The 22,684-nt window shown below is 41.4% G+C and carries 22 protein-coding genes and 1 pseudogene; 12 read left to right on the forward strand and 11 right to left on the reverse strand.

Annotated features, from left to right (window positions below; translation table 11 throughout):
- Positions 1 to 182 precede the first annotated feature (182 nt).
- Positions 183 to 1,148 carry a transcriptional regulator LsrR gene (gene lsrR, locus SLS51_RS12835; protein ID WP_323839006.1) on the reverse strand — a complete coding sequence of 322 codons (966 nt, stop codon included), beginning with the start codon at positions 1,146 to 1,148 and terminating at the stop codon, positions 183 to 185.
- 392 nt (positions 1,149 to 1,540) lie between these two features.
- Between lsrR and lsrA the strand changes: the two genes are divergently transcribed.
- From lsrA to lsrG, 6 genes are all read left to right on the forward strand, one after another.
- On the forward strand, positions 1,541 to 3,076 hold the full coding sequence (lsrA, locus tag SLS51_RS12840) for an autoinducer 2 ABC transporter ATP-binding protein LsrA (RefSeq protein ID WP_323839008.1): 1,536 nt from the start codon (positions 1,541 to 1,543) through the stop codon (positions 3,074 to 3,076).
- Entirely contained in the window at positions 3,070 to 4,071 is a 1,002-nt protein-coding gene (gene lsrC / locus SLS51_RS12845) for an autoinducer 2 ABC transporter permease LsrC (protein ID WP_323839010.1), read from the forward strand. The genes lsrA and lsrC overlap by 7 nt, the downstream gene beginning before the upstream one ends.
- Positions 4,071 to 5,072 (forward strand): autoinducer 2 ABC transporter permease LsrD, encoded by a 1,002-nt coding sequence (gene lsrD, locus SLS51_RS12850; protein ID WP_323839012.1) that lies wholly within the window; start codon positions 4,071 to 4,073, stop codon positions 5,070 to 5,072. The genes lsrC and lsrD overlap by 1 nt, the downstream gene beginning before the upstream one ends.
- Positions 5,073 to 5,134: 62 nt before the next feature.
- The gene (gene lsrB, locus SLS51_RS12855) at positions 5,135 to 6,154 is read left to right on the forward strand and encodes an autoinducer 2 ABC transporter substrate-binding protein LsrB (RefSeq protein ID WP_323839014.1); all 1,020 of its coding nucleotides are present in this window, start codon (positions 5,135 to 5,137) and stop codon (positions 6,152 to 6,154) included.
- 68 nt (positions 6,155 to 6,222) lie between these two features.
- On the forward strand, positions 6,223 to 7,098 hold the full coding sequence (gene lsrF, locus SLS51_RS12860) for a 3-hydroxy-5-phosphonooxypentane-2,4-dione thiolase (protein ID WP_323839016.1): 876 nt from the start codon (positions 6,223 to 6,225) through the stop codon (positions 7,096 to 7,098).
- An 11-nt stretch (positions 7,099 to 7,109) separates the two neighbouring features.
- Positions 7,110 to 7,409, forward strand: a complete 300-nt coding sequence (gene lsrG, locus SLS51_RS12865) for a (4S)-4-hydroxy-5-phosphonooxypentane-2,3-dione isomerase (protein WP_165578497.1) — start codon at positions 7,110 to 7,112, stop codon at positions 7,407 to 7,409.
- Between the two features lie 258 nt (positions 7,410 to 7,667).
- Here the strand turns inward: lsrG and SLS51_RS12870 are convergent, their stop codons facing one another.
- Complete coding sequence (locus SLS51_RS12870; protein ID WP_323839018.1) at positions 7,668 to 7,982, reverse strand: antitoxin of toxin-antitoxin stability system; 315 nt, start codon at positions 7,980 to 7,982, stop codon at positions 7,668 to 7,670.
- Between the two features lie 661 nt (positions 7,983 to 8,643).
- Between SLS51_RS12870 and SLS51_RS12875 the strand changes: the two genes are divergently transcribed.
- The gene (locus SLS51_RS12875) at positions 8,644 to 9,123 is read left to right on the forward strand and encodes an Hcp family type VI secretion system effector (RefSeq protein ID WP_011147363.1); all 480 of its coding nucleotides are present in this window, start codon (positions 8,644 to 8,646) and stop codon (positions 9,121 to 9,123) included.
- 222 nt (positions 9,124 to 9,345) lie between these two features.
- On the opposite strand, the gene SLS51_RS12880 is transcribed toward SLS51_RS12875, so the two are convergent.
- The 4 genes from SLS51_RS12880 to SLS51_RS12895 are packed head-to-tail and all read right to left on the reverse strand — an operon-like array spanning position 9,346 to position 11,184.
- The gene (locus tag SLS51_RS12880) at positions 9,346 to 9,708 is read right to left on the reverse strand and encodes a hypothetical protein (protein ID WP_323839020.1); all 363 of its coding nucleotides are present in this window, start codon (positions 9,706 to 9,708) and stop codon (positions 9,346 to 9,348) included.
- On the reverse strand, positions 9,701 to 10,060 hold the full coding sequence (locus SLS51_RS12885) for a hypothetical protein (RefSeq protein ID WP_323839022.1): 360 nt from the start codon (positions 10,058 to 10,060) through the stop codon (positions 9,701 to 9,703). Before SLS51_RS12885 ends, SLS51_RS12880 begins: the two co-directional genes overlap by 8 nt.
- A complete protein-coding gene (locus SLS51_RS12890; protein WP_113041774.1) occupies positions 10,053 to 10,412 on the reverse strand; it encodes a hypothetical protein in 360 nt (119 codons plus the stop codon). The genes SLS51_RS12885 and SLS51_RS12890 overlap by 8 nt, the downstream gene beginning before the upstream one ends.
- Positions 10,405 to 11,184: a DUF4225 domain-containing protein gene (locus SLS51_RS12895; RefSeq protein ID WP_323839024.1), complete on the reverse strand. Its 780-nt coding sequence runs from the start codon at positions 11,182 to 11,184 to the stop codon at positions 10,405 to 10,407. The genes SLS51_RS12890 and SLS51_RS12895 overlap by 8 nt, the downstream gene beginning before the upstream one ends.
- A 583-nt stretch (positions 11,185 to 11,767) precedes the next feature.
- Here SLS51_RS12895 and SLS51_RS12900 point away from each other — a divergent pair.
- Positions 11,768 to 11,977, forward strand: a pseudogene (locus tag SLS51_RS12900) (AraC family transcriptional regulator); the annotation flags it as partial.
- 244 nt (positions 11,978 to 12,221) lie between these two features.
- Here SLS51_RS12900 and yfcD read toward each other — a convergent pair.
- Positions 12,222 to 12,788, reverse strand: a complete 567-nt coding sequence (yfcD, locus tag SLS51_RS12905) for an NUDIX hydrolase YfcD (RefSeq protein ID WP_011147367.1) — start codon at positions 12,786 to 12,788, stop codon at positions 12,222 to 12,224.
- Positions 12,789 to 13,269: 481 nt separating this feature from the next.
- Positions 13,270 to 15,147, reverse strand: coding sequence for a lipase family protein (locus SLS51_RS12910; RefSeq protein WP_323839026.1), 1,878 nt, complete (start codon positions 15,145 to 15,147; stop codon positions 13,270 to 13,272).
- Between the two features lie 897 nt (positions 15,148 to 16,044).
- Between SLS51_RS12910 and SLS51_RS12915 the strand changes: the two genes are divergently transcribed.
- From SLS51_RS12915 to SLS51_RS12930, 4 genes are all read left to right on the forward strand, one after another.
- Positions 16,045 to 16,455 (forward strand): type III secretion system chaperone, encoded by a 411-nt coding sequence (locus tag SLS51_RS12915; protein WP_323839028.1) that lies wholly within the window; start codon positions 16,045 to 16,047, stop codon positions 16,453 to 16,455.
- 69 nt (positions 16,456 to 16,524) lie between these two features.
- On the forward strand, positions 16,525 to 18,060 hold the full coding sequence (locus SLS51_RS12920; protein WP_323839030.1) for a hypothetical protein: 1,536 nt from the start codon (positions 16,525 to 16,527) through the stop codon (positions 18,058 to 18,060).
- A 169-nt stretch (positions 18,061 to 18,229) separates the two neighbouring features.
- Positions 18,230 to 18,850 carry a glutathione binding-like protein gene (locus SLS51_RS12925; RefSeq protein WP_323839032.1) on the forward strand — a complete coding sequence of 207 codons (621 nt, stop codon included), beginning with the start codon at positions 18,230 to 18,232 and terminating at the stop codon, positions 18,848 to 18,850.
- Positions 18,851 to 19,002: 152 nt separating this feature from the next.
- Entirely contained in the window at positions 19,003 to 19,917 is a 915-nt protein-coding gene (locus SLS51_RS12930) for a TIGR01777 family oxidoreductase (RefSeq protein WP_323839034.1), read from the forward strand.
- Here SLS51_RS12930 and SLS51_RS12935 read toward each other — a convergent pair.
- The 3 genes from SLS51_RS12935 to cvpA form a co-directional block, all read right to left on the reverse strand.
- The gene (locus SLS51_RS12935; RefSeq protein ID WP_113041765.1) at positions 19,898 to 20,482 is read right to left on the reverse strand and encodes a UbiX family flavin prenyltransferase; all 585 of its coding nucleotides are present in this window, start codon (positions 20,480 to 20,482) and stop codon (positions 19,898 to 19,900) included. The two genes, SLS51_RS12930 and SLS51_RS12935, sit on opposite strands and share 20 nt — an antisense overlap.
- Before the next feature lie 86 nt (positions 20,483 to 20,568).
- Positions 20,569 to 22,086 (reverse strand): amidophosphoribosyltransferase, encoded by a 1,518-nt coding sequence (gene purF, locus SLS51_RS12940; protein ID WP_323839036.1) that lies wholly within the window; start codon positions 22,084 to 22,086, stop codon positions 20,569 to 20,571.
- A gap of 14 nt (positions 22,087 to 22,100) precedes the next feature.
- On the reverse strand, positions 22,101 to 22,607 hold the full coding sequence (cvpA, locus tag SLS51_RS12945) for a colicin V production protein (protein ID WP_118986360.1): 507 nt from the start codon (positions 22,605 to 22,607) through the stop codon (positions 22,101 to 22,103).
- Positions 22,608 to 22,684: the final 77 nt, after the last annotated feature.

The following is a 22,684-nucleotide window of genomic DNA, read 5'->3' on the forward strand; positions in this document are numbered from 1 at the left end:
TATATACCCGTCATCTTTCAAGTTGCTTCTTTGTTGGCTGCACTCACTCACCCCGGTCACATCGTTATCTATGCTCCCGGGGATTCACTCCCTTGCCGCCGCGATCCCTCTTGAAATCCATAGGGTATAGCTTTACCTCAAATTTTTTCTGCTTACTTTCACGGATAGAATAAATACAGGGTTCAGCGCAGCAAATTCAGCATGGCTCTGGCAGTCTGCTCTTCCGTCACCAGTCCATTGATATATTGGCCATTCAGCGCAGCAATAATGGCTTCCGCTTTCTCTTCCCCTCCCGCAACACCAATCACTGTCGGGATGGTTTTCAGTTCTGGCATGGAGATACCAATCAGCTCCTGATGAATCTGCATATCCTCCACCAGTTCACCATTAGCGCGCATAAAATAGCCAAGGATATCGCCCACAGCGCCTTTCCGACCAAACATGAGCTGTTCACCACCACTGATATAACCAGAACGCATAATTGTCGCCTGCTGTTGCTGATTAACTGCACCAATACCAACGATAGCAATATCAGCCGCACAAGCCGCTAGCAAAACATCTCGGACGCTGCTCTCCTGACGAAATGTTTCAGCAACCTGAGCAGTGGAAGCACGTAATGGCGCGGGGATAATATTGATTGAGCAGGCGGCATCCAGTTGACCAATACCGGTCATATAAGGACCGACACCACCGGATAGTGTGACTAACCTAATTTGTTGTGATGAGATAAAACCACTTAAATGCTGCAATGCGCACATGGTGGTTTCACCAAATCCCACGGCCAATAATTGCTGCGGTTCAATCAATGCCATCAGCAAATGTGCCGCACCAACCCCTAATCTGGCACTAAGATTCATATTCGCCAGTGCAGGCAAAACGCGCACCTGTTTCAAAGAGAAATGTTTTTGCAGGGTATCTTCCAGCACCAAACACCCCTCGTAACGAGAGTTAATTTGTACCCGAATGACGCCTGATTGCCGCCCTTTCTCCAGTAATCTGGAGACTTTTAACCGGCTCAAACCAAGCAAATCGCCGATGTCACCTTGTGTCAGGCCATCGTGATAGTAAAACCATGCAATACGCGCAAGCAGCTCTTCTTCACTCATGCTATTACCCGGACTGGTGTCCTCAGACGATATACCCGTCATCTTTCAAGTTGCCTCTTTGTTGGCTGTACTCTCTCACCCCGGTCACATAGTTCCCTATGCTCCCGGGGATTCGCTCCCTTGCCGTCGCGATCCATCTTGAAATCCATAGGGTATATATTTTTCTCTTTAGCTGATTTTTCTTTCACTGATTTTATCGACATAACCACTTTCTTTTATCCGCACTCAACAGATAACCATTAAAACGTGTAACACGCCAGAGTTTTACCGCAAAAATTTGAACACAATTCAATGAATATATAAATTTTTCACAAAGTATGATTTAAATATTGCCAAGATCACAATTTAACAGCTACCATGTTGAACAATTGTTTTTTTAATACATAAATGTTCATTTTGTTTGCCTCCGCACCTGCATGTAAGAGGATGCCGCGATGTTACATAACAACACCGCAGTACCACCACTATTAGAAGTCAGTGGCATCAGTAAGCAATTTTCCGGCGTAATGGTACTGAAACATATTGATTTTACTCTGTTTCCAGGGCAAATACAGGCTCTGTTAGGGGGTAATGGCGCGGGCAAATCAACACTGATGAAGATTATTGCCGGTATCGAACAGCCGGATAAAGGCACGCTCAAGATTAGCGGTAATCATGTTAGCCATCTTAATCCCACGAAAGCCCATCAACTCGGTATTTATCTGATACCACAAGAACCATTGCTATTTCCGAATTTGTCTGTACAGGAAAACATCCTGTTTCGTTTGCCAAAGCATCAGGTAGATAAGTCGAAAATGAAACAGCTATTGGCATTACTTGGCTGTCAATTAGATCTACATGTCAGTGCTAGCAGCCTTAATGTTGCCGATCAGCAACTGGTAGAAATTATGCGTGGCCTGATGCGTAGTTCGAAAATCTTAATCCTTGATGAACCTACCGCCTCCCTGACACCAGCAGAAACCGAACGCCTATTTACCCAGCTCCGCGAGTTACAACAGCAAGGTGTCGGCATCATTTTTATTTCTCACAAAATCCCTGAAATTTACCAACTAGCGGATCAGGTCAGTGTCATGCGTGACGGCACGATTGCCTTAAGTGGCAAAATCCGCGATTACACAACGGATGACATTATTCAGGCCATTACACCAGCCGCGAAAGATCAGCCATTAAATGGCACGCCAAAATTGGGTCTGGATCTTAGCAATAACCAACGCCAGACAGTACCTGATCGACCAATATTGACAGTCACCAAACTGAGCGGCGAGGGTTTCAGCAATATCTCATTCTCAGTGAAACCTGGTGAAATTCTTGGTTTGGCCGGGGTTGTTGGTGCAGGCCGTACAGAACTGGCTGAAACACTTTATGGCCTGCGCCCTGCGGTATCCGGCGAAATCAAGTTAAAACAACATATTGTGAATGGACTAAAAACTGCTCAACGTCTGGCTCAGGGTTTGGTTTATTTGCCGGAAGATCGACAGTCATCAGGATTATTTCTGGATTCATCCCTCGGCTGGAATATCTGCTCACTAACCCACAACCGCAATACATTCTGGATACGTCCTGCCTATGACACAGCGGTACTTGAACACTATTGCCAAATCCTAAATATCAAATTCAGTCATATTAACCAACCGATCAAAACGCTGTCCGGCGGTAATCAACAAAAAATTCTAATTGCTAAATGTCTGGAAGCTCACCCCGCAGTCCTGATTATTGATGAACCTACACGTGGTGTGGATGTCTCGGCACGCAATGATATTTACCAACTGATTCGTCATATCGCCCAACAGCAAGTAGCCATTATTTTTATTTCATCGGATCTGGATGAAGTGGTTCGAATCGCTGATCGGGTATTAGTCATGCATCAGGGAGAAATCAATGGCGAATTAACTAAGCAACAGATGGATGTTGACACCATTATGCATATCGCCTTCGGCGAACATAAACCACAACAGGCGGCATCATGTTGAAACTTATCCAGAATAACCGCGAAATTACCGCATTGATTGCCATTCTCTGCCTATTTGGCTTACTCAGTGTTATCGACCACCTGTACTTTAGCTTACAAACTGTTACCCTCGTTTTTAGCAGTGCGCAGATCCTTATCTTGCTTGCAATGGGGGCAACACTGGTCATGCTGACTCGCAATATCGATGTCTCTGTCGGCTCGATTGCCGGCTTATGCGCGGTCATTATGGGAATGTCACTGAATGCCGGCTTTAACCTGCCCGTTTCCTGCCTGTTGACTCTTCTGCTCGGCATGTGTGCCGGATTCTTCAATGGCGCACTGGTCACTTGGTTGAAAATTCCCGCGATCGTTACCACCCTCGGCACGTTGGGGCTTTACCGTGGGCTGATGTTATTGCTTACTGACGGTAAATGGATTGAAGGCTTACCAGATGAATTAAAGCGCCTTTCCGCACCTTTATGGCTCAATATCTCACCGATCGGTTGGCTGTTAATAATCCTGATATTAGCAATGGCGTGGATACTAGCAAAAACCACATTTGGCCGGAGCTTTTACGCCACAGGAGACAACCTGCAAGGCGCTCGTCAACTGGGCGTTCGTACAGATAGCATTCAAATTATCGCCTTCTCCGTGAATGGTGTCATGGCCGCGCTGGCCGGAATTGTTTTTGCTTCCCAAATTGGTTTTATCCCAAATCAGACCGGCAGTGGGCTGGAAATGAGAGCTATCGCAGCTTGCGTGCTAGGCGGTATCAGTCTGCTTGGCGGCACCGGTACAGTGATCGGCGCTATTTTAGGCGCCTTTTTCCTGACGCAGATAAACAGCGGATTAGTACTGCTAAAACTCCCTGCTTGGTGGAATGATTTTATTGCCGGATTTGTTCTGCTGGCGGTATTGATTTTTGACGGACGCCTTCGTTGTGCCATCGAAAAAAATATCCGCCAACAAAAATATGCCCGTTTCCTCAAAAATGACAAAAGTAATCAGGTGACATAATGAATATCGGTCAACGTTATGGCTGGGAATTGGCCTTAGTCGCATTACTGATTATTGAAATACTGCTGTTTGGTATAGCCAACCCGCGCATGCTGGATATCAATATATTGTTGCTAAGTACCAGTGATTTTATCTGTATCGGGATTGTGGCCTTGCCACTGACTATGGTTATTGTCAGTGGCGGTATCGATATTTCATTCGGTTCAACCATTGGTTTATGCGCGATATCGCTCGGAGTGATGAATCAGGCCGGTATTCCAATGGCCGCCGCTATTCCTTTGACGCTACTGGTCGGTGCAATATGTGGAATAATCAATGCGGCGCTGATTTTATATACCGGCATTAACCCACTAGTTATCACACTCGGCACCCTATATCTGTTCGGTGGCAGTGCCCTGCTGCTTTCCGGCATCTCCGGGGCAACCGGTTACGAAGGTATTGGCGGCTTTCCACAAGCATTGACTGATTTCGCTAATTTGACTTTGTTTGGCCTGCCTATGCCATTGATGCTATTTCTACTCTGTGTCCTTATTTTCTGGCTGTTCATGCATCGTACCCACAGTGGACGCAATATTTTTCTGATTGGACAAAGCAGTAAAGTTGCCCGTTACGCGGCAATTCCTATTGCCCGAACCCTATATCTTCTCTATTCCCTGACCGGCATAGCTTCTGCTATTGCCGCCATTGTATTAGTTTCCTATTTTGGATCAGCGCGCTCTGACCTCGGCGCGTCATTTCTGATGCCAGCAATCACCGCGGTAGTATTGGGCGGAGCCAATATTTACGGTGGTTCAGGTTCAATCATCGGCACCGCGCTGGCTATATTATTAATTGGTTATTTACAACAGGGGTTACTGATGGCTGGCGTCCCCAATCAGGTCGCCAGTGCCCTCGCCGGTGCCCTGTTGATTATTGCCGTGGTAGGACGTTCCATCAGCCTGCACCACCACCAAATCCGTGACTGGATACAGCGATGGCGAAATCAGAGATTGTCTTCATAAACTTACAGATTGAATTTTATGACATTACAACCCCTCTGAAACCCAACAATATGGAGAGAGTAATGAAAACATTAATCCTGAAAAAACTGGCTCTAATTAGCCTGTTAAGTCTGGCTTGCGCCTCTTGGGTACACGCCGCCGAAAGAATCGCTTTCATCCCTAAACTGGTCGGTGTCGGCTTTTTTACCAGTGGCGGCCAAGGTGCGGTAGCCGCCGGGAAAACCTTGGGTGTCAATGTGACCTATGATGGGCCAACAGAACCCAGTGTTGCCGGGCAAGTTCAACTTATCAACAACTTTGTGAACCAAGGCTATAACGCTATTGTGGTCTCTGCGGTTTCACCGGATGGCCTATGCCCCGCGTTAAAACGGGCCATGCAACGAGGTGTGAAAATTCTAACCTGGGATTCAGACACTTCGCCGGAATGTCGTTCTATCTATATTAACCAAGGAACGCCAACCCAATTGGGCGGAATGCTGGTGGATATGGCGGCTAATCAGGTGCAAAAAGAGCAAGCCAAGGTCGCGTTTTTCTACTCCAGCCCAACGGTAACTGACCAGAACCAATGGGTAAAAGAAGCTAAAGATAAAATTGCCACGGAACATCCGGGTTGGGAAATTGTTACCACCCAGTTTGGTTATAACGATGCAACCAAATCCTTACAAACCGCAGAAGGGATCTTAAAAGCCTGGAGTGATCTGGACGCCATTATTGCCCCAGATGCCAATGCCCTGCCAGCCGCGGCACAAGCGGCGGAAAATCTGCAACGACAAGATGTTGCAATCGTGGGTTTCAGCACCCCCAATGTCATGCGCCCTTATGTTGAACGCGGAACCGTCAAGCAATTCGGGCTCTGGGATGTGGTCAACCAAGGCAAAATATCAATTCATGTCGCCAATGAATTACTCAAGAAAGGTGACTTAAATGTCGGCGATAAACTAGATATTCCCGATATTGGCATTGTTGAAGTGGTGCCAAACCGCGTTCAGGGTTACCGCTATGAAGCCAAAGGAAACGGTATTGTTGTTCTGCCTGAACGAGTTATTTTCACCAAAGACAATATCAACCAATACGATTTCTAATACGACTGTCCAGCAATCTCTGCCATGCATGATTGCTGGACCAATGTAAGTGAGTCAGGAGAAGAAAAATGGCAGATTTAGATGATATTAAAGATGGTAAAGATTTTGGTATTGATATTCCTCAGAAGAACAGCCTGTTTGAACTAAAAGGCTGTAGCGCACTGGATTGGGGAATGCAATCACGACTTTCACGCATTTTTAATCCCAGAACCAATCGAACGGTGATGTTGGCTTTCGACCACGGTTATTTTCAGGGGCCAACAACCGGGCTTGAACGCATCGATATCAATATTGCTCCGCTGTTTCCCCACACCGATGTCTTAATGTGCACCCGCGGTATCCTGCGTAGTCAAGTTCCACCCGCGACCAACAAACCGGTGGTCTTGCGTGCCTCCGGTGCCAACTCGATTCTGACGGAGCTGTCCAATGAGGCAGTCGCGGTTGCGATGGAAGATGCTTTACGCCTGAATGTCTGTGCAGTAGCCGCTCAGGTTTATATCGGCTCTGAATATGAGCATCAATCAATTAAGAACATTATCAAATTAGTCGATCAGGGAATGCGTTACGGTATGCCAACGATGGCAGTCACCGGCGTTGGGAAAGATATGGTTCGGGATCAACGTTATTTTTCTCTGGCGACGCGCATTGCGGCCGAAATGGGCGCGCAAATTATTAAAACTTACTATGTCGATACTGGCTTTGAGCGTATTGCCAGCGGATGTCCCGTTCCTATTGTGATTGCTGGTGGTAAAAAGTTACCAGAAAAAGAAGCTCTGGAGATGTGTTACCAGGCTATTGATCAAGGGGCTGCCGGTGTTGATATGGGACGTAATATTTTCCAATCCGAAGCACCGGTTGCCATGTTAAAAGCGGTTCAAGCCGTCGTACACCAGAATGAGAATGCCAGCAAAGCTTACGAGTTATTTTTAAGTGAAAAACAATAAGGAGAATCGAGATGCACGTAACTTTGGTTGAAATTAATGTTAAGCAAGACAAATTAGACGAATTTATTGAAGTTTTTCGCCTCAATCATCTGGGATCAATTAAAGAAGCAGGCAATTTACGTTTTGATGTATTACGGGATGAAAATATCCCTACCCGCTTTTATATTTATGAAGCCTATGTTGATGAAAACGCGGCTAACACACACAAGCAAACCCCTCATTATCTGAAATGTGTTGAACAACTTGAATCTCTGATATCTGAGCCAAGGAAAAAGAGATCGTTTATTGGTGTGATGCCAGAAATAAAATAAATATACCCGTCATTTTTCAAGCTGCCTCTTTGTTGGCTGCACTCACTCACCCCGGTCACATAGTTCTCTATGCTGCCGGGGATTCGTTCCCTTGCCGTCGCGACGCATCTTGAAATCCATAGGGTATAAAACGCTTCAATATAACGATAAAATACAACTTCGTTTAAATCACTAAATTACCCGGGACAGAATATTCTGCCCGAGGGTTTTGTTCTCGTATCACTCTTAATATTTCACAACCGATAATTTGTATGCTTTTTATGACCATTCCTCGTAGTCTCCAGTGGAACCATGTTTGAGTTTCGTTGCCATCTCAGTAGCAACCTGATTCATATCTAAACCTTCACCAGTAAAATTAGCAGGAATGTTTTTTAACTCAGTTGTTCCCCGTTGAGCAAACTCAACAAAATTAATAATCTCTTCATACATATGTGCAGGCACAGCATAGAACTGGATCTGATTGTTTGATGAGACAGCAATAGCATCTCCTTGGGCTTCCGCCAATGCCGCGCTAGGATTGGCTTTGAACTTGCTTATCGGTATGGTGTAACCACACATAACCTTCTGTAACATATAGAATACCTCCACTTAACACTGCCATATATAGCTCAAAATTCAGCTCTAAATATAGAGCTATATTTGGATACCACTAATATCTCGTAGATTAATAAATTATTAATTTACAGGGTTCTCATAATAAACCAGTACACTCTGATCATGTTTTTACTTCTCAAGACTATACTGTGAAGTAGTATATATTTGCAACCAGCGGGACTCACGCGGCATCAATATTCCTTATTCCCCTCCACGTTCTTTCTCTATAAACCTCTATTCATATTTATCCCCCCAAGAATAACGCTACATTCTCCTTGCCTATCACTAAAATCAACAAGTAATAATTCCCAACAAAATCTCTCAAAGTCAAAATCTGCATTACTGAATGTCGTGTTAATAATACCGATATCGTCAATAAACAATTGCTTTAAAACCAACCAAAAAGATTGACTTTTAATCAAATTTCGCTATTTTTGAGGAATGGAAAGAGCCTTGATTAGCATTCTTCTCTTTAATACTAACTTAGGATATTTCAAAATGCTCTCCAAACAGGCAAGCATACTTACGTTTTACCTTCTTGGCAGCATGACGAAAGTTAGAAGAAAAAGAGACGAGTCTGAAAACCAAACTACTTTCTTATCTACATCATTCATACCAATGACATAGGAGTAAATATATTTTGGCTGACTTAATCTATTTGACGATAAAAGGGAAAAATCAGGGACTCATCTCCGCGGGTTGTTCATCAATTGACTCGATTGGTAATAAATACCAAGTTAACCATCAAGATGAAATTCTGGTTTACGGTTTGAGCCACTCAATGTTACGTAAGAAAAACGTTAAACATCAACCGGTGATAATTAGAAAACCCATTGATAAATCAACGCCTCTGTTAGGGGTTGCAATTTCCAATAATGAAGTAATGGATTGTTTTATTAACCATTATCGGACAAGTTTAAATGGAGGATTAGAATTATATTTTAATTTAAAGCTAATCGGAGCTCAAATATTGGAATACAGTGTACTCCATCCTAACTCTTTAGAAAATAATGACCAGCAACCTCAAGAAACTCTATCGTTAATATATAAAAGTATAACGTGGAACCATATTATCGCAGGGACCGGCGGTTATAGTATATGGGAAGATACGGTATATTAGCTTCCAATAAGATACCACCTCCCAAACGGGAGGTATTTATACCCGTCATCTTTCAAGTTGCCTCTTTGTTGGCTGCACTCGTTCACCCCAGTCACATAGTTATCTATGCTCCCGGGGATTCACTCCCTTGCCGTCGCGATGCATCTTGAAATCCATAAGGTATAGATAAACCTCAAAACAAACTTCAAAATAAATTTCACTCTATAAGCTATTAAATAAATATCAATCATTTTCTTTTTCTTTTTCTTTTTCTTTTTCTTTTTCTTTTTCTTCACTATCAGGTTTATTCATAGTAAGAAGACAAGAATATGCAATTGCAAAAAACAAAGCACCAAACCGGATTGATCTATAATCATAAATACTAAAATAATGTGGGAATATATATATCAGAATACCACCATTTGCCAAAATATTATATTGAACAGCATTAACAATCAAAAGAAAAATAGAAAAAATCACCTCTCGGATATGGGTCTTTAAATACCCCCTTAGCTTAAGAAGCATAATAAACATGAAAATAGAAGTTGCGTAATAAATAATTACAAAAAAGACATTGTAATAGGATAACGTCACATCATCATTCATTTTTTTTACCACTATCTCCGCTTTGCTTTTCTCTTTCCTCACGATAAAATTTGCTCACAGGCATCAGGCAGCAATATACAATAAAGAAAAACAAAGCACCAAACCGAATTGAGCTATAATCATAAATACTGAAATAATGTGGATATATATATATCAGAACACCGCCATTTAATAAAATATTATATTGGATAACAGTAAAAACCAAAAGAAAAATAGTAAAAACAACCGCTTGAATATAAATTTTTACGTACCCTCTCAACTTAAAAAGTACAATAAACACGAAAATAGATATTGCGTAGTAAATAATTACAAAAAAGACATTGTAATAGGATAACGTCACATCATCATTCATTTTTTTTACCATTATTTCCGCTTTGCTTTTCTTCCTCCTCACTATAAGATTTACTCACAGGCATTAGAAAACAATATGCAATCAGAAAAAACAAAGCACCAAACCGGATTGATCTATAATCATAAATACTAAAATAATGTGGGAATATATATATCAGAATACCACCATTTGCCAAAATATTATATTGAACAGCATTAACAATCAAAAGAAAAATAGAAAAAATCACCTCTCGGATATGGGTCTTTAAATACCCCCTTAGCTTAAGAAGTATAATAAACATGAAAATAGAAGTTGCGTAATAAATAATTACAAAAAAGACATTGTAATAGGATAACGTCACATCATCATTCATTTTTTTCACCATTAGAAATCGAATAAATACTGAAACCAGTCGCAGCATCACCAAAAAACTCAGCAATCAAAGGTATCCTCCCCATCTCCTGCCATCCTCTGATGTAATCAGTTTTTATATACCGAAATAAACGAAACGTTCCGGGCCTCACAATAGATCTTGCCATTCCGTACCCAGACAACGCCAGATCTACATAGCCGTAAACTCTATCACCATCAGCTCCACTATAACCAAGCGTTTTAGCTGCATCACGATAAACATCCCTTACCGGACCTGAAACCTCTTTCCTTAATAACAGGTAATATCCATTCTCATAAACATTATTTTCTCCCTGTATCAGTAGAGGTACACCAAAACCGGCACAAGCTGCGCCAAGAGAGGCCACACACACGCCAAGACCAGCAAAGATTTGAGAACCACCGCTAACAAAACCAATTCCTTTCAAAGTTAAATTGATTGTTTCATCCTCTTCTTCTTTTTTTTCTTTTTGAACAATCATATATATCTGGCTATCATTCATTAACAGGTCAAATTCCTGTCTCTTTAGGTTATCTATTTCATCTTGCAGGATTGCAATACCACCATCAGCAGATAAGCAATTTGTACCTATCTCATGATTAACCGTTCTGATGAGTTCATTTATTTCAAAAAGGAAACGACTTCCGCTTCTAACATCAGAAAGATATCTAAAATTAAGCTTGGATGATATCTCATGTAATTCTTGGATTTTGGGCTCTAAATAATGCCAACTCTGTCTTGATGAAAATACCATGTTAAACCTCTATAACTCGTTAATTTTGACTCATGCGATCCCCAAACAATGTGATAACCATTCCATGATCCTGTCCAAAAGAACATTGTAAGCCCTTAACCTTAGAATGCTGATTCTAAACTCCAATGGATAACCGTTATATAAAAAGGTCCTCATCCACGGCTGAATCAGATAGCTATGATTTGGTCCCACATGATCCTAATTCCTGACAATACCTATTAAGGCACTCCAATATCGAGAAATGCTTTTCCATAACGAATACCCAGATTATCTGGGCCATACAATATCTTTCACTACTTCTACCAAACCCATTAAATCACAACAATAGAACAACAAACAGTCTTTTTTCCCCGAATATTCTATTTCCTAAACACTAACCATTATTCAAACCTAATTTTTCTCTAAACGCTATCTATTATTCAAACCTAACCATTCCCTGCTATATGCTATTATTTTCTTCCTTACACGATTAGAGTTTCATTTGAAATAACATTTTCCACATCGGCTTAATGCCAAAATCAACAATAATCAGTCAGGCAATGTCTCTTATGCTCAGGCATAGTGCTCTCAATTGGAGGATACAATGCACAATGATAAAACTGACGCCTACGTCAAACGATTCAATCAGGTATTTAATTATATTGAGCGTCATTTGGATGAACCGCTCACATTGGAACAACTGAGTGAGGTAGCGAATTTTTCGCGTTATCACTTTCACAGGCAGTTTGCCAATTACTGCGGTATACCGGTAGGACGCTATATCCAATTAATGCGATTAAAGCGTGCTTCCTACCTTCATTACCTTAATTTTGTGCATGAAGTCGCTACACACGAATTACTGACGGATATTTACTTACCGCTTAAATAGAGTGGTGCTTGTGCCGCCAAGCACATATTTTACGGCACGTTATTAACAGTTTGTTCAAAACCACGAAAAGACAGTACAGTCGTATTGGAGGATGGCTAACAGCCCCCTCCAGCTCTTCATCAATAATCAATAAGAATGTACAACCTCATTAATTTCTACTCAGATTACTTTAGATAACTCTTTTTGGACTATTCTCATTTTTTTTATAAACAATAATTTCATCAAAATCGTTATTACGTGTCAGCCACAGAGAAAGTGCTTTCAGCGAATCAGGGGTGAATTCATCACAGCGAGCGGTTATCTCCTCCGGTGTCAACCAGCATACATCATCAATTTCCGCTTCCTGTAAAGCAAACGGGCCATGACTGATGCAACTGAATAATGCGCCACAAATACGGCAGTCCTCTGCTTCATAATAAAAACTACCATGTTCTGCAAAAGGCACACCGGCAATACCTAACTCCTCTTCCGCTTCGCGCCGGGCAGAATCCAGCATATTTTCACCCGTCAGCACCACACCACCTGCGGTCGCGTCCAGATTTCCCGGATAAAAATCTTTAGTCACTGTACGATGTTGAACCAAAATCTTTCCCATGCCGTTGTGAACGACAATATAAGTCGCACGGTGTCGTAAACGTTGGGCACGCATTTGCCGACGCGTAGCCTGAGCGATGACTTCATTATTTTCATTAACGATATCAATCCACTCAATATTCACTACATTCTCTTGTTCCATCTTCAAAAAACCTTTTTTATTAGCAAAAAATTGCAAATCTACAAGACGTTTATTTTACTCAAAACAACCAAATCGATAGAGGCTCTACGAAGTTATTCGTTTCAGACGGCTCATGCAACCTTTTCGCTAAACTTGAAATAGAATGACAACAAAATTGTAGTCCGATAAGATTTTTACTGGTAATGATAACAGGGTTGATAGCTTCATCTTATCAACCCTGCAAATTAAAAAAGAAAATCTCAACCATCATCCGCCTATATTCCTCATTATGGCGGCATTATTTTCTAGCATTCTATTATTCGGTTATATACCCGTCATCTTTCAAGTTGCCTCTTTGTTGGCTGCACTCACTCACCCCGGTCACATAGTTTTCTATGCTCCCGGGGATTCGCTCCCTTGCCGTCGCGATCCATCTTGAAATCCATAGGGTATAAATATCAATTCACTAATCTTAATATTTAATTTATTCACCTTTATTTCATCATAACTCTTTCTCAATCCGTGTGGCAATATTGGTATAACGCGTTAAGGCCAAAATACTCTGTTTATCTTGCAAAGTATCAATAAGTGCTTGCTCTAACTGGTTATCCATATTTAAAAATAGTGTATTACGTTGCCGAATATCAGGAACAATATCACTCCTTTCATTCATTGTATTTTCAAATAATTTCTTCTGATCTTGATAAAAATAATATTTTTCTGGCACAAACAACTCTGCAATCCGATCGCCAATGTAATGAATATATTTAAGCATACGATGATCAGGCACCCCCAAGGCATATTTCAAAGTCGGGTTTGCATTACGTGGAAACCACTTATTCTTATCAGCGTCGCTTATCTGTTTAAAAAATTCTTTCTGAATCTCCAATGCCATCTTCATATTATCTTTCGTTTCATTATTCAATGACGGAATCAAATACAATTTTGCCATGACAGGTAATATTTCTGTGAGCCGTATAAGATCGTCTGAATCACTCTTTTTTAAAGTCTCAATAATGAGATCAGCTTTATAAAAGTGAACTATTTCCCCATGATGTAAGAAAACTTCCTGACCGTTTGTTAAACCTAACAATTCAATAGTACTAAATAGATAACCCAAAGGCCCCCAATAATTATAAAGCCAGTTATCTAAGTCTCTTTCCGGGGGCATAGAAGGAACTAGATCATTTTCATTCACATGACGGTAATGTGTAATTTCTTCTAATTCTTGTACTGCACTACGGGTTAATGTCCGCGGCATCCCATAACTATATAAGCAAGGATGATATTTTTTCAGTTGGGCACTATGTAATAACCCTAAAGCGCCCCCCAAACTGTGTCCACAAATAAATAAGTTTCGGCTTCTAGCTAAATCAATAACTTTATCAAACACATTTTCATCATAACCGGGAACTTTTAACTGACCAATAAGATTAAATGCCTCCCAAAAACCCCGATGAACCTTACCATTATTAATAAAACCACTGCATACACCATCTGGCTCACAACCCAATTTCAATGGTTGATACATAATATCAGTGAGGGCGTCATTGACACTCGCCGTTCCCCGCCAGCTAACAATAATTTCCTGTTGATTAGCGACATAAAATAACTCCGTATCTCCTATCCCACTTTCACCCGCTTTTGAATCAATAAATACAACATCAGTATAACGTTCACTAAATGGCACATCATAAACAATGGGCGTACGTGATATTTTTTCCACCTTACTCGGTAATTGGGATATATCCAGCATTTGTCGGTTAAAAAAATGAGTAATAGAACCGGCTATATCAACATTATCATCAAAATATGACAGCAATCCCATTAATGCCAAATTATAAGCATTCACCAGGGAATAATCTTTCTGATGATGTAACAATAGTACCCATGCACGAAACGGGCAGACTTCCAAAACATACCGGCAGTTTGTTGATAGAACACGAAAACCTTTCGGTACCGGGTCTGGGAAATGATAACGTGGCGGTTTCTCCTCTATCCATTTATCAATGACAGGCAAGCCATCACTTATCTGTCCAATTGTCACATAACGGTGTTGATGACCTTCCGTTTCTGCTTTTGGTTTGACAACTGACGCCCTAATACTGCGTTTTTCCCGTAATGGACGCTGTTCCATTTCATCAGCTAATGGTTGAGCACTGATATATAACGTTACCGCATCAGGTGATAAGTTTTCTTCCCTAAGTAATCCTTGATTATTAGTCACACCTTTGCGCTCATCTCGCAACCTCCCACTACTTATCAGACGATAAGGCATATTCAATAATGGATTACCTTGTTCATCAACTAATTGAAATTCCACCCAATTTTCTGTCATTTTTTGGCTATTAATAGTGCCGCTTGGGCATAATTCGCTCATAATTATTATCTTCCTTTTTTTATTCTGGAATATTAGTTCGACACTTATTATCAGGTCGATACACTAATAATAGTGGGAGAGAAAATTCATTCACTCAAGTCTGTAATTGTAATAAAATTCAATAAATGCAAAACGAATATAATTATGAAAAATATAAAGTTAAAAATGGCAACAAAATAACAATACAGATCATTGATTTATTTAATTTCACAAATACTAAATCCACAAAAAATAAAAAACCCAAACGTATTCACCTGACATAGAGTTATAATCACCACAAAAACAAAAAAATAATATTTTGATTTACATGATAAAAATATTATCCTTACTAACTATCATGATTAATCATTAAATTTTATTTTTGATGAATTAAATAATGAAAAAATTCCATCTATGCTCAACTAGAACAGCAATAATAAATTCATTAATAATATACCCGTCATCTTTCAAGTTGCTTCTTTGTTGGCTGCACTCACTCACCCCGGTCACATCGTTATCTATGCTCCCGGGGATTCGCTCCCTTGCCGCCGCGATCCATCTTGAAATCCATAGGGTATATATTTTCATTTTAATATTATTAAATAATATGCAGATTACTGTCGCGGTCATATAAAGCAATATATTCGTTCTACCCCCTCAGTCTAAAATGACCCAAAAATTATCACCGAGGACCGTATTGAAATTGGCAATATCACCTTATCCCGCTAAGTTTATCGCCAAATTCTTCATAAAAGCTAACCGTCACTATACGTTGACGATATTATTTGGTTACCACCCATAATCCATCTATCTGATTAATTCTTACAATATTTTTGTCTATTTTTGATAGACTACCTTGTGTTTCAACTGCATAATTAGGCAATATTTTACTGTTGATTTTTTTGATGAGATTTATTTATGTCCAAATTAGAAAAATTATGCGCAGATTTTGCCGCTCAAACCAACATTATGTTGAATCTTTCTACCGGTGCAGTGCAATTGAACATTGGTGATTATGGCCCCTGGTGGTTAGAAGTCGATTCAACGGGATCAATGCTGACTTTTCATCATACAGTAGCTTCATTTATTAATAGTGATGCGGAATTTTGGCTCTCATTAAACAGTAATATAAATATACTTGGCGGAGCATGGCTCGCATTACATCAGCCAACACAAACTATTCGTCTCTGTTTATTACAAGATATAGAGCGAATCGATGCTACTGACTTGGCTAATATTCTGGGGAACCTGCAAAAAATAAGAGCTGAACTTCCTTTTCCAGAAACTAAGCCCACCACTTCAGCTTCATCCCACAATATTTTGGTTTGACCTGTTTTCTCAAGCGGTAAATTTAAAAAGTTCACAGCAAAAAATACAATAACATAATGGAGAAAAAATATGCCAGACTTTTCAATACAGAGAGCTAATACCAGGATTGATATTCCTCAAAATGAGTTGCATCAAACAACTACAACAGATAAAACTTGCCACTGCTGCGAGCCATTATTAAATAATACCATTGATAATCCACTTACAGCACCGACCTCTATTATCACACGATGGAATGAAAAGTCCGTCGTGACCAATAAACAAATTGAAGCTAATATTTCTCACCTAGCCAGTAAAAGCACCGCTGCCCACAAAACAGTTGATTCTCTCTTATCTAATTTGGTAAAACTTTTCGTTCGGGCGGAGGGTAATGAATTAACCGCAATCACTAAGATGCTTAATGCCTATACCGGTGATAAACCCGGTTTTAGTATTATCGGTCAGCTTGGCGCAGGTGGATTTACTCGAATCATTAGCGAAGCACAACAGAATGGCGCCAGATCTGATAGGGCTGATACAGAACCGCTGACATTGAGGGAGAAAGCCACTGCTTATTATGATCTCACCAACTCAGCTTATTTCAGGGACACTCTGGAGAAGATCTATTCATCACCCGAATTGAAATCAGAATTCAAAGATATAATTGATATTGGTTACTTGGAAAGTAAAAACTTTGCACCTGCCCGCGGTTCCACTAAGGAAAAGCCCTTACCTGATCAATTAGCACTCTACACTTTTAAAAATGAAAATAAATTTAATGCCTCTGAAAATCCTGAATTATATCAGGTGACTAAACAGGTAAATGGGCAAGAAGTTATCAGTAACCCTGCTCTGGCTGGCAATAGCCTTACAAAAGTTCAGAATGATTTCAGAGCACCAGCTCCTGATAAGGATAGTGTCTGGTCATCCGCCGCTTCACTTGAGGCCAATAATCGTTTGACCAACCGGGAATTGGCGTTTGCCAGTTTAAATCCTCGCAACCGACTGGATAGAACTGACTATCAATTTAGTCGGTCAGAACCTATCAAAGCACATCAAGAATTAGCTAAGAAAAACATTATCGTACAACGTGGCAATGGCTTTTCTGTCTGGAATGTGAAAGAAAATACCGGATTTTCCAAGGATGCAGCTTTACACAATTTGCCAACTGTCGCTGCACCTTCCGGTACTACAGACCGTTTTATTACTGCGGCTAGGTTGCTGAGTGCGGGCCTGAAAAATGATCTTGCTTTAGGTGCGCCTACTAACGGGGAATCACCAGAGCAATCAATTCAACGTGGGGATCGGGAAATGAAAGAACTCACTCGATGGCTGGCAACAGGTTATCTGGTTGATGATAATCATCATTCTATGATTGAAGTTAATTTAGGTGCAGCTAACCACGGTTTAGCGCCTCAGTGGGGATTGAATCTCTATACCGAACCTTTCTCTTCTCCTATACATGCCAAAGGATTTAGCGTATCTAGCCAGGAAATATTGGCACAATTAGAAGTAGAAGGCCGCGATGATGTCCACACAGATTACTCTACTTTCAGGAAAGATCTGTACGGCGGAAGTCGGGCAACAGTTAACGCGGATGGCAGCATAAAAACAAGCTCCAGATAAGTATGCTTTTCTCCAGAAGAAAAGCTGATCACCTCTTTTATTAATAGATCTTCCTGTCGTGCTGTTCAGGAAGATCATTATTCATGCCAAGAAGGGTATCAACATACCTTACACGCTATACCAATTAATGATAATGTGTGATGCCATTACGTGTTCCACTGGAGGTTCCATGATCGATCTGTATTATGCTCCAACGCCAAACGGCCATAAAATCACACTCTTCCTGGAAGAAGCTGGCCTTCCCTATACTATTCACCGAATTGATATTAGCGCAGGAGATCAATTCAAACCTGAATTTCTCGCCATTTCGCCTAATAATAAGATTCCCGCGATTGTTGATCAGCAACCAATCGATGGTGGCAAACCTATCGCTATTTTTGAATCTGGCGCTATTCTTACTTATCTGGCAGAAAAAACGGGCAAGTTACTTAGCAAAGATGTGCGTGAGCGTGTCCAAAGCTTGCAATGGCTGTTTTGGCAGGTCGGTGGCTTTGGCCCGATGCTAGGACAAAATCACCATTTTAGTCATTTCGCGCCGGAAAAAGTCCCTTACGCGATTAATCGTTATCAGGAAGAGACAAAGCGCTTGTATCAAGTCCTGAATACCCAATTGGAAAAAACACCCTATCTGAGCGGTCAGGAATACAGTATTGCTGATATCTCAACTTATCCGTGGGTTCGTGCTTATGAACGTCAGAGTATTGATCTGAATGATTATCCGACAGTGAAAAAGTGGTTTGACACGATCAGTCAGCGCCCCGCTACTCAAATTGCCTACAGTAAAATCTAATATGTCTGCGGGGTAACTATTTCCCCGCAAAACTTGATCAGGCTGACAGATAGCTATATCTTTAACTACCAACCCTTATATCTCTGCTATATGCTATAGTTTTTATATCAACAACAGTTCTTATATCAACAATTTAGGTTATAGGAGTGGTTATGCGTATTTTAATCACTGGAGGAACAGGTTTGATTGGTAGCCGTCTGGTTTGCCAACTTCTTTCCCTATCCCATTCCATTACTATTCTAAGCCGCTCACCTCAAAAAGTTTATTCTCTATTCAGCAATCAAGCTGAATGCTGGACCAGTCTGAAAGATAAAACCGATCTCAACGATTTTGATGCCGTAATCAATCTTGCTGGCGAGCCCATAGCAAACAAACTATGGACTTCAACGCAAAAAGAGAAGCTGTGCCAGAGTCGCTGGACATTAACGGAGCAACTCAGCAAGCTTATTAATGCCAGCCAGACACCACCAGAAGTCTTTATTTCCGGCTCTGCGGTAGGCTATTACGGGGATCAGAATCAAACAGTTGTCACAGAGCATGAGCCACCTCATGATGAATTTACTCATCAGCTCTGTAAGCAGTGGGAACAACTTGCATTACAGGCAGCCAGTGATAAAACCCGTGTTTGTCTTTTACGTACTGGTGTTGTACTGGCAAAAAACGGCGGAGCACTGAAAAAAATGCTTCCCTTGTTCCGTCTTGGGCTTGGTGGCCCAATGGGAAGCGGAAAACAGTATCTGCCCTGGATTCATATTGACGATATGGTGAATGGTATCTATTACCTGTTAATGACGCCCGGTTTAAGTGGTCCTTTTAATATGACCGCCCCTTATCCAGTACATAATGATCAATTTGCCGCAACACTGGGAGAAGTATTGCACCGTCCTGCCATTATCCGAACGCCTGCTTTTGTGCTGAAATTACTGATGGGAGAAGCTGCGGCTCTGGTATTGGGCGGACAACAGGCAATACCACATAACTTGGAACAAGCGGGTTTTGGCTTCCGCTATTTTCAGCTAAAAGAGGCATTTCAAGACTTACTGGATGCTAAATTTCAACACTTTTAGCCCCTTGCCAGCGGGTAAATAGATCATGAGGTAGCTCAATATCAAACTGATCAAGCACTCGGTTAACCGTCTGGTCAATAATATCCTGAATCTGTTGAGGCTGATGATAAAATGCAGGCACAGGCGGCATAATCACCGCGCCAATTTCTGCCGCTTGAGTCATCAGCCTGAGATGCCCCAAATGCAATGGCGTTTCCCTCACCCCAAGCACTAACTTGCGACTTTCTTTCAATACAACATCTGCCGCTCTGGTCACTAATCCATCAGTATAACTGTGGACAATACCTGAAAGGGTTTTCATTGAGCATGGTAGAATTACCATGCCCGAAGTTTTGAATGAACCTGAAGAGATGGCAGCAGCGATATCTCTGTTGTCATACACAACATCAGCCAGCGCCTGTACATCCCGTAAACTATAATCTGTTTCAAGTGCCAGTGTCTGGCGAGCGGAATGACTGATAACCAGATGTGTTTCTACCCCTTCAACTGGTTGTAAAACTTGCAGTAGCCTTATGCCATAAATGGCCCCACTTGCTCCTGTAAGCCCTACTATCAATCTTTTCATTTTTTCCTCATACAAACACTGAACAACTATGTGACTACTCCCCGCCGTAAAGGGTTTACGGCGGTTTTTGCTAAACCCGAAGGCCATCAACCTTCATTATAGATATCCAGATTTTCGATTTCATTCTGATTATTCAGTTTTACTTCATCGTCTTTACGCAGATTCTCCAGATAATAGAGATAAGTCTGGTCAACGTCTTTGGTAACATAAACACCATTGAATACTGAACTCTCAAACCCATCAACATCCGGGTTTTCTTCACGAACCGCGTCGATCAGATCGGTTAAATCCTGAAATATCAATGCATCTGCACCAATAAGTTGGCGAATTTCATCCACTTCACGCCCATGAGCAATCAGTTCATTTGCATTGGGCATATCAATGCCATAAACATTCGGGAAACGTACTTCCGGTGCTGCCGAAGCAAGATAAACTCTCTTCGCGCCAGCTTCACGAGCCATATCAACAATCTGTTCTGACGTTGTACCACGTACGATAGAATCATCCACCAATAGCACATTTTTATCACGGAATTCTGCGCGATTAGCATTCAGTTTACGGCGGACTGATTTCCGGCGTTCCTGTTGCCCAGGCATGATAAATGTCCGGCCAACATAACGGTTTTTCACAAATCCCTGACGATAGGGTTTACCAAGTATACGCGCAATTTCTAGCGCAACATCGCAAGATGTTTCGGGGATTGGAATAACCACATCAATATGCAAATCTTCCCATTCACGGGCAATTTTCGCCCCTAGCTTATGCCCCATCCGTATGCGGGCGTTATAAACCGAAATTTTATCAATAAAGGAATCTGGGCGAGCCAAATAGACAAATTCAAATAAACAGGGAGTCAGAGAAGGATTTTCAGCACATTGACGAGTAAATAACTGACCTTGTTCAGTAATATAAATCGCTTCACCTGATGCAACATCCCGCAGGAATTCAAAGCCTAGTGTATCCAATGCAACGCTTTCAGAAGCAACCATATACTCATTACGGCCATCATCCAAAGTACGCTTACCTAAAACCAACGGACGAATACCATGCGGATCACGGAAAGCCACTAATCCATGACCAATAATCATCGCAATGCAGGCATAAGCACCACTCACCTGTTTATGCATTGCCGCTACTGCCGCAAAAATATTGTCAGGCTCCAATGGATAATGCTGGAAGCAATCCAGTTCACTCGCAAAAACATTGAGCAAAATCTCAGAATCTGACGTGGTATTCACATGGCGACGGGCATTCTCAAACAAATTTTTCTTCAACTGATGAGCATTCGTCAAATTACCATTGTGTGTCAATGTAATACCAAATGGAGAGTTCACATAAAACGGTTGAGCCTCCGATGCACTGGAACTGCCCGCTGTCGGGTAGCGAACATGACCAATCCCGATCGTTCCCTGTAAACGCAGCATATGCCGGGCTTCAAACACATCTCTCACTAAGCCATTGGCTTTGCGTAAACGAAACCCATTGTTACCATCAATAGTGGCAATGCCCGCAGCATCTTGCCCACGGTGCTGAAGCACCGTCAACGCATCATAAATCGACTGGTTAACCGGTGTAAAACCGACGATACCAACAATACCGCACATGTAGTTCTTCCTCATCAGCCAAACGGAGAGGTATATTTCTCCGGCAAGAAACTTGACGCATTTTGCAGGTAGTCAAAGAACCACCTTATGATATGACTGAACTGCGGGATCAGTTGTGACTGTTTCCAATCCTCACTTCGAGCCAATGGTGTAAATGTATCCAGAAAAAACAGAATAGCAGCGACAATCAGCACACCACGTAATGCCCCAAAGCAGATCCCCAGTACCCGATCAGTACCTGACAATCCAGTCCGTTGCACAAGAGAACCTATCACATAGTTCACCACGGAACCGACAATCAAAGTAGCAATAAACAGCAACGCAATAGCAATCCCGTTACGCACCAATTCATCTTCAAAACGGGTGAAATAAACCGCTAAGTAAGTATAGAAATGGCTTGCCACAAAGAAAGCACATCCCCAAGTGACCAGTGATAATGCCTCACGAATAAACCCACGAATCAGGCTAACTAATGCCGAGAAGCCAATAATGGCGATAATAACGTAATCAATCCAAACCATGTTTTAATTCCAAAATAGACACCTCGGCATCCGTTTCAGGTGCATTCTAACAGAAAACGAAAACGTTTGCGTAGCAG

It is taken from the genome of Photorhabdus africana, from assembly GCF_035181445.1.
Lineage (GTDB): Bacteria > Pseudomonadota > Gammaproteobacteria > Enterobacterales > Enterobacteriaceae > Photorhabdus > Photorhabdus laumondii.

Bases quoted from the DNA above. Each gene is read 5' to 3' on its own strand.
- lsrR (WP_323839006.1), bottom strand. From the start codon at position 1,148: ATGACGGGTATATCGTCTGAGGACACCAGTCCGGGTAATAGCATGAGT.
- lsrA (WP_323839008.1), top strand. From the start codon at position 1,541: ATGTTACATAACAACACCGCAGTACCACCACTATTAGAAGTCAGTGGC.
- lsrC (WP_323839010.1), top strand. From the start codon at position 3,070: ATGTTGAAACTTATCCAGAATAACCGCGAAATTACCGCATTGATTGCC.
- lsrD (WP_323839012.1), top strand. From the start codon at position 4,071: ATGAATATCGGTCAACGTTATGGCTGGGAATTGGCCTTAGTCGCATTA.
- lsrB (WP_323839014.1), top strand. From the start codon at position 5,135: ATGAAAACATTAATCCTGAAAAAACTGGCTCTAATTAGCCTGTTAAGT.
- lsrF (WP_323839016.1), top strand. From the start codon at position 6,223: ATGGCAGATTTAGATGATATTAAAGATGGTAAAGATTTTGGTATTGAT.
- lsrG (WP_165578497.1), top strand. From the start codon at position 7,110: ATGCACGTAACTTTGGTTGAAATTAATGTTAAGCAAGACAAATTAGAC.
- SLS51_RS12870 (WP_323839018.1), bottom strand. From the start codon at position 7,982: ATGTTACAGAAGGTTATGTGTGGTTACACCATACCGATAAGCAAGTTC.
- SLS51_RS12880 (WP_323839020.1), bottom strand. From the start codon at position 9,708: ATGAATGATGATGTGACGTTATCCTATTACAATGTCTTTTTTGTAATT.
- SLS51_RS12885 (WP_323839022.1), bottom strand. From the start codon at position 10,060: ATGAATGATGATGTGACGTTATCCTATTACAATGTCTTTTTTGTAATT.
- SLS51_RS12890 (WP_113041774.1), bottom strand. From the start codon at position 10,412: ATGAATGATGATGTGACGTTATCCTATTACAATGTCTTTTTTGTAATT.
- SLS51_RS12895 (WP_323839024.1), bottom strand. From the start codon at position 11,184: ATGGTATTTTCATCAAGACAGAGTTGGCATTATTTAGAGCCCAAAATC.
- yfcD (WP_011147367.1), bottom strand. From the start codon at position 12,788: ATGGAACAAGAGAATGTAGTGAATATTGAGTGGATTGATATCGTTAAT.
- SLS51_RS12910 (WP_323839026.1), bottom strand. From the start codon at position 15,147: ATGAGCGAATTATGCCCAAGCGGCACTATTAATAGCCAAAAAATGACA.
- SLS51_RS12915 (WP_323839028.1), top strand. From the start codon at position 16,045: ATGTCCAAATTAGAAAAATTATGCGCAGATTTTGCCGCTCAAACCAAC.
- SLS51_RS12920 (WP_323839030.1), top strand. From the start codon at position 16,525: ATGCCAGACTTTTCAATACAGAGAGCTAATACCAGGATTGATATTCCT.
- SLS51_RS12925 (WP_323839032.1), top strand. From the start codon at position 18,230: ATGATCGATCTGTATTATGCTCCAACGCCAAACGGCCATAAAATCACA.
- SLS51_RS12930 (WP_323839034.1), top strand. From the start codon at position 19,003: ATGCGTATTTTAATCACTGGAGGAACAGGTTTGATTGGTAGCCGTCTG.
- SLS51_RS12935 (WP_113041765.1), bottom strand. From the start codon at position 20,482: ATGAAAAGATTGATAGTAGGGCTTACAGGAGCAAGTGGGGCCATTTAT.
- purF (WP_323839036.1), bottom strand. From the start codon at position 22,086: ATGTGCGGTATTGTTGGTATCGTCGGTTTTACACCGGTTAACCAGTCG.
- cvpA (WP_118986360.1), bottom strand. From the start codon at position 22,607: ATGGTTTGGATTGATTACGTTATTATCGCCATTATTGGCTTCTCGGCA.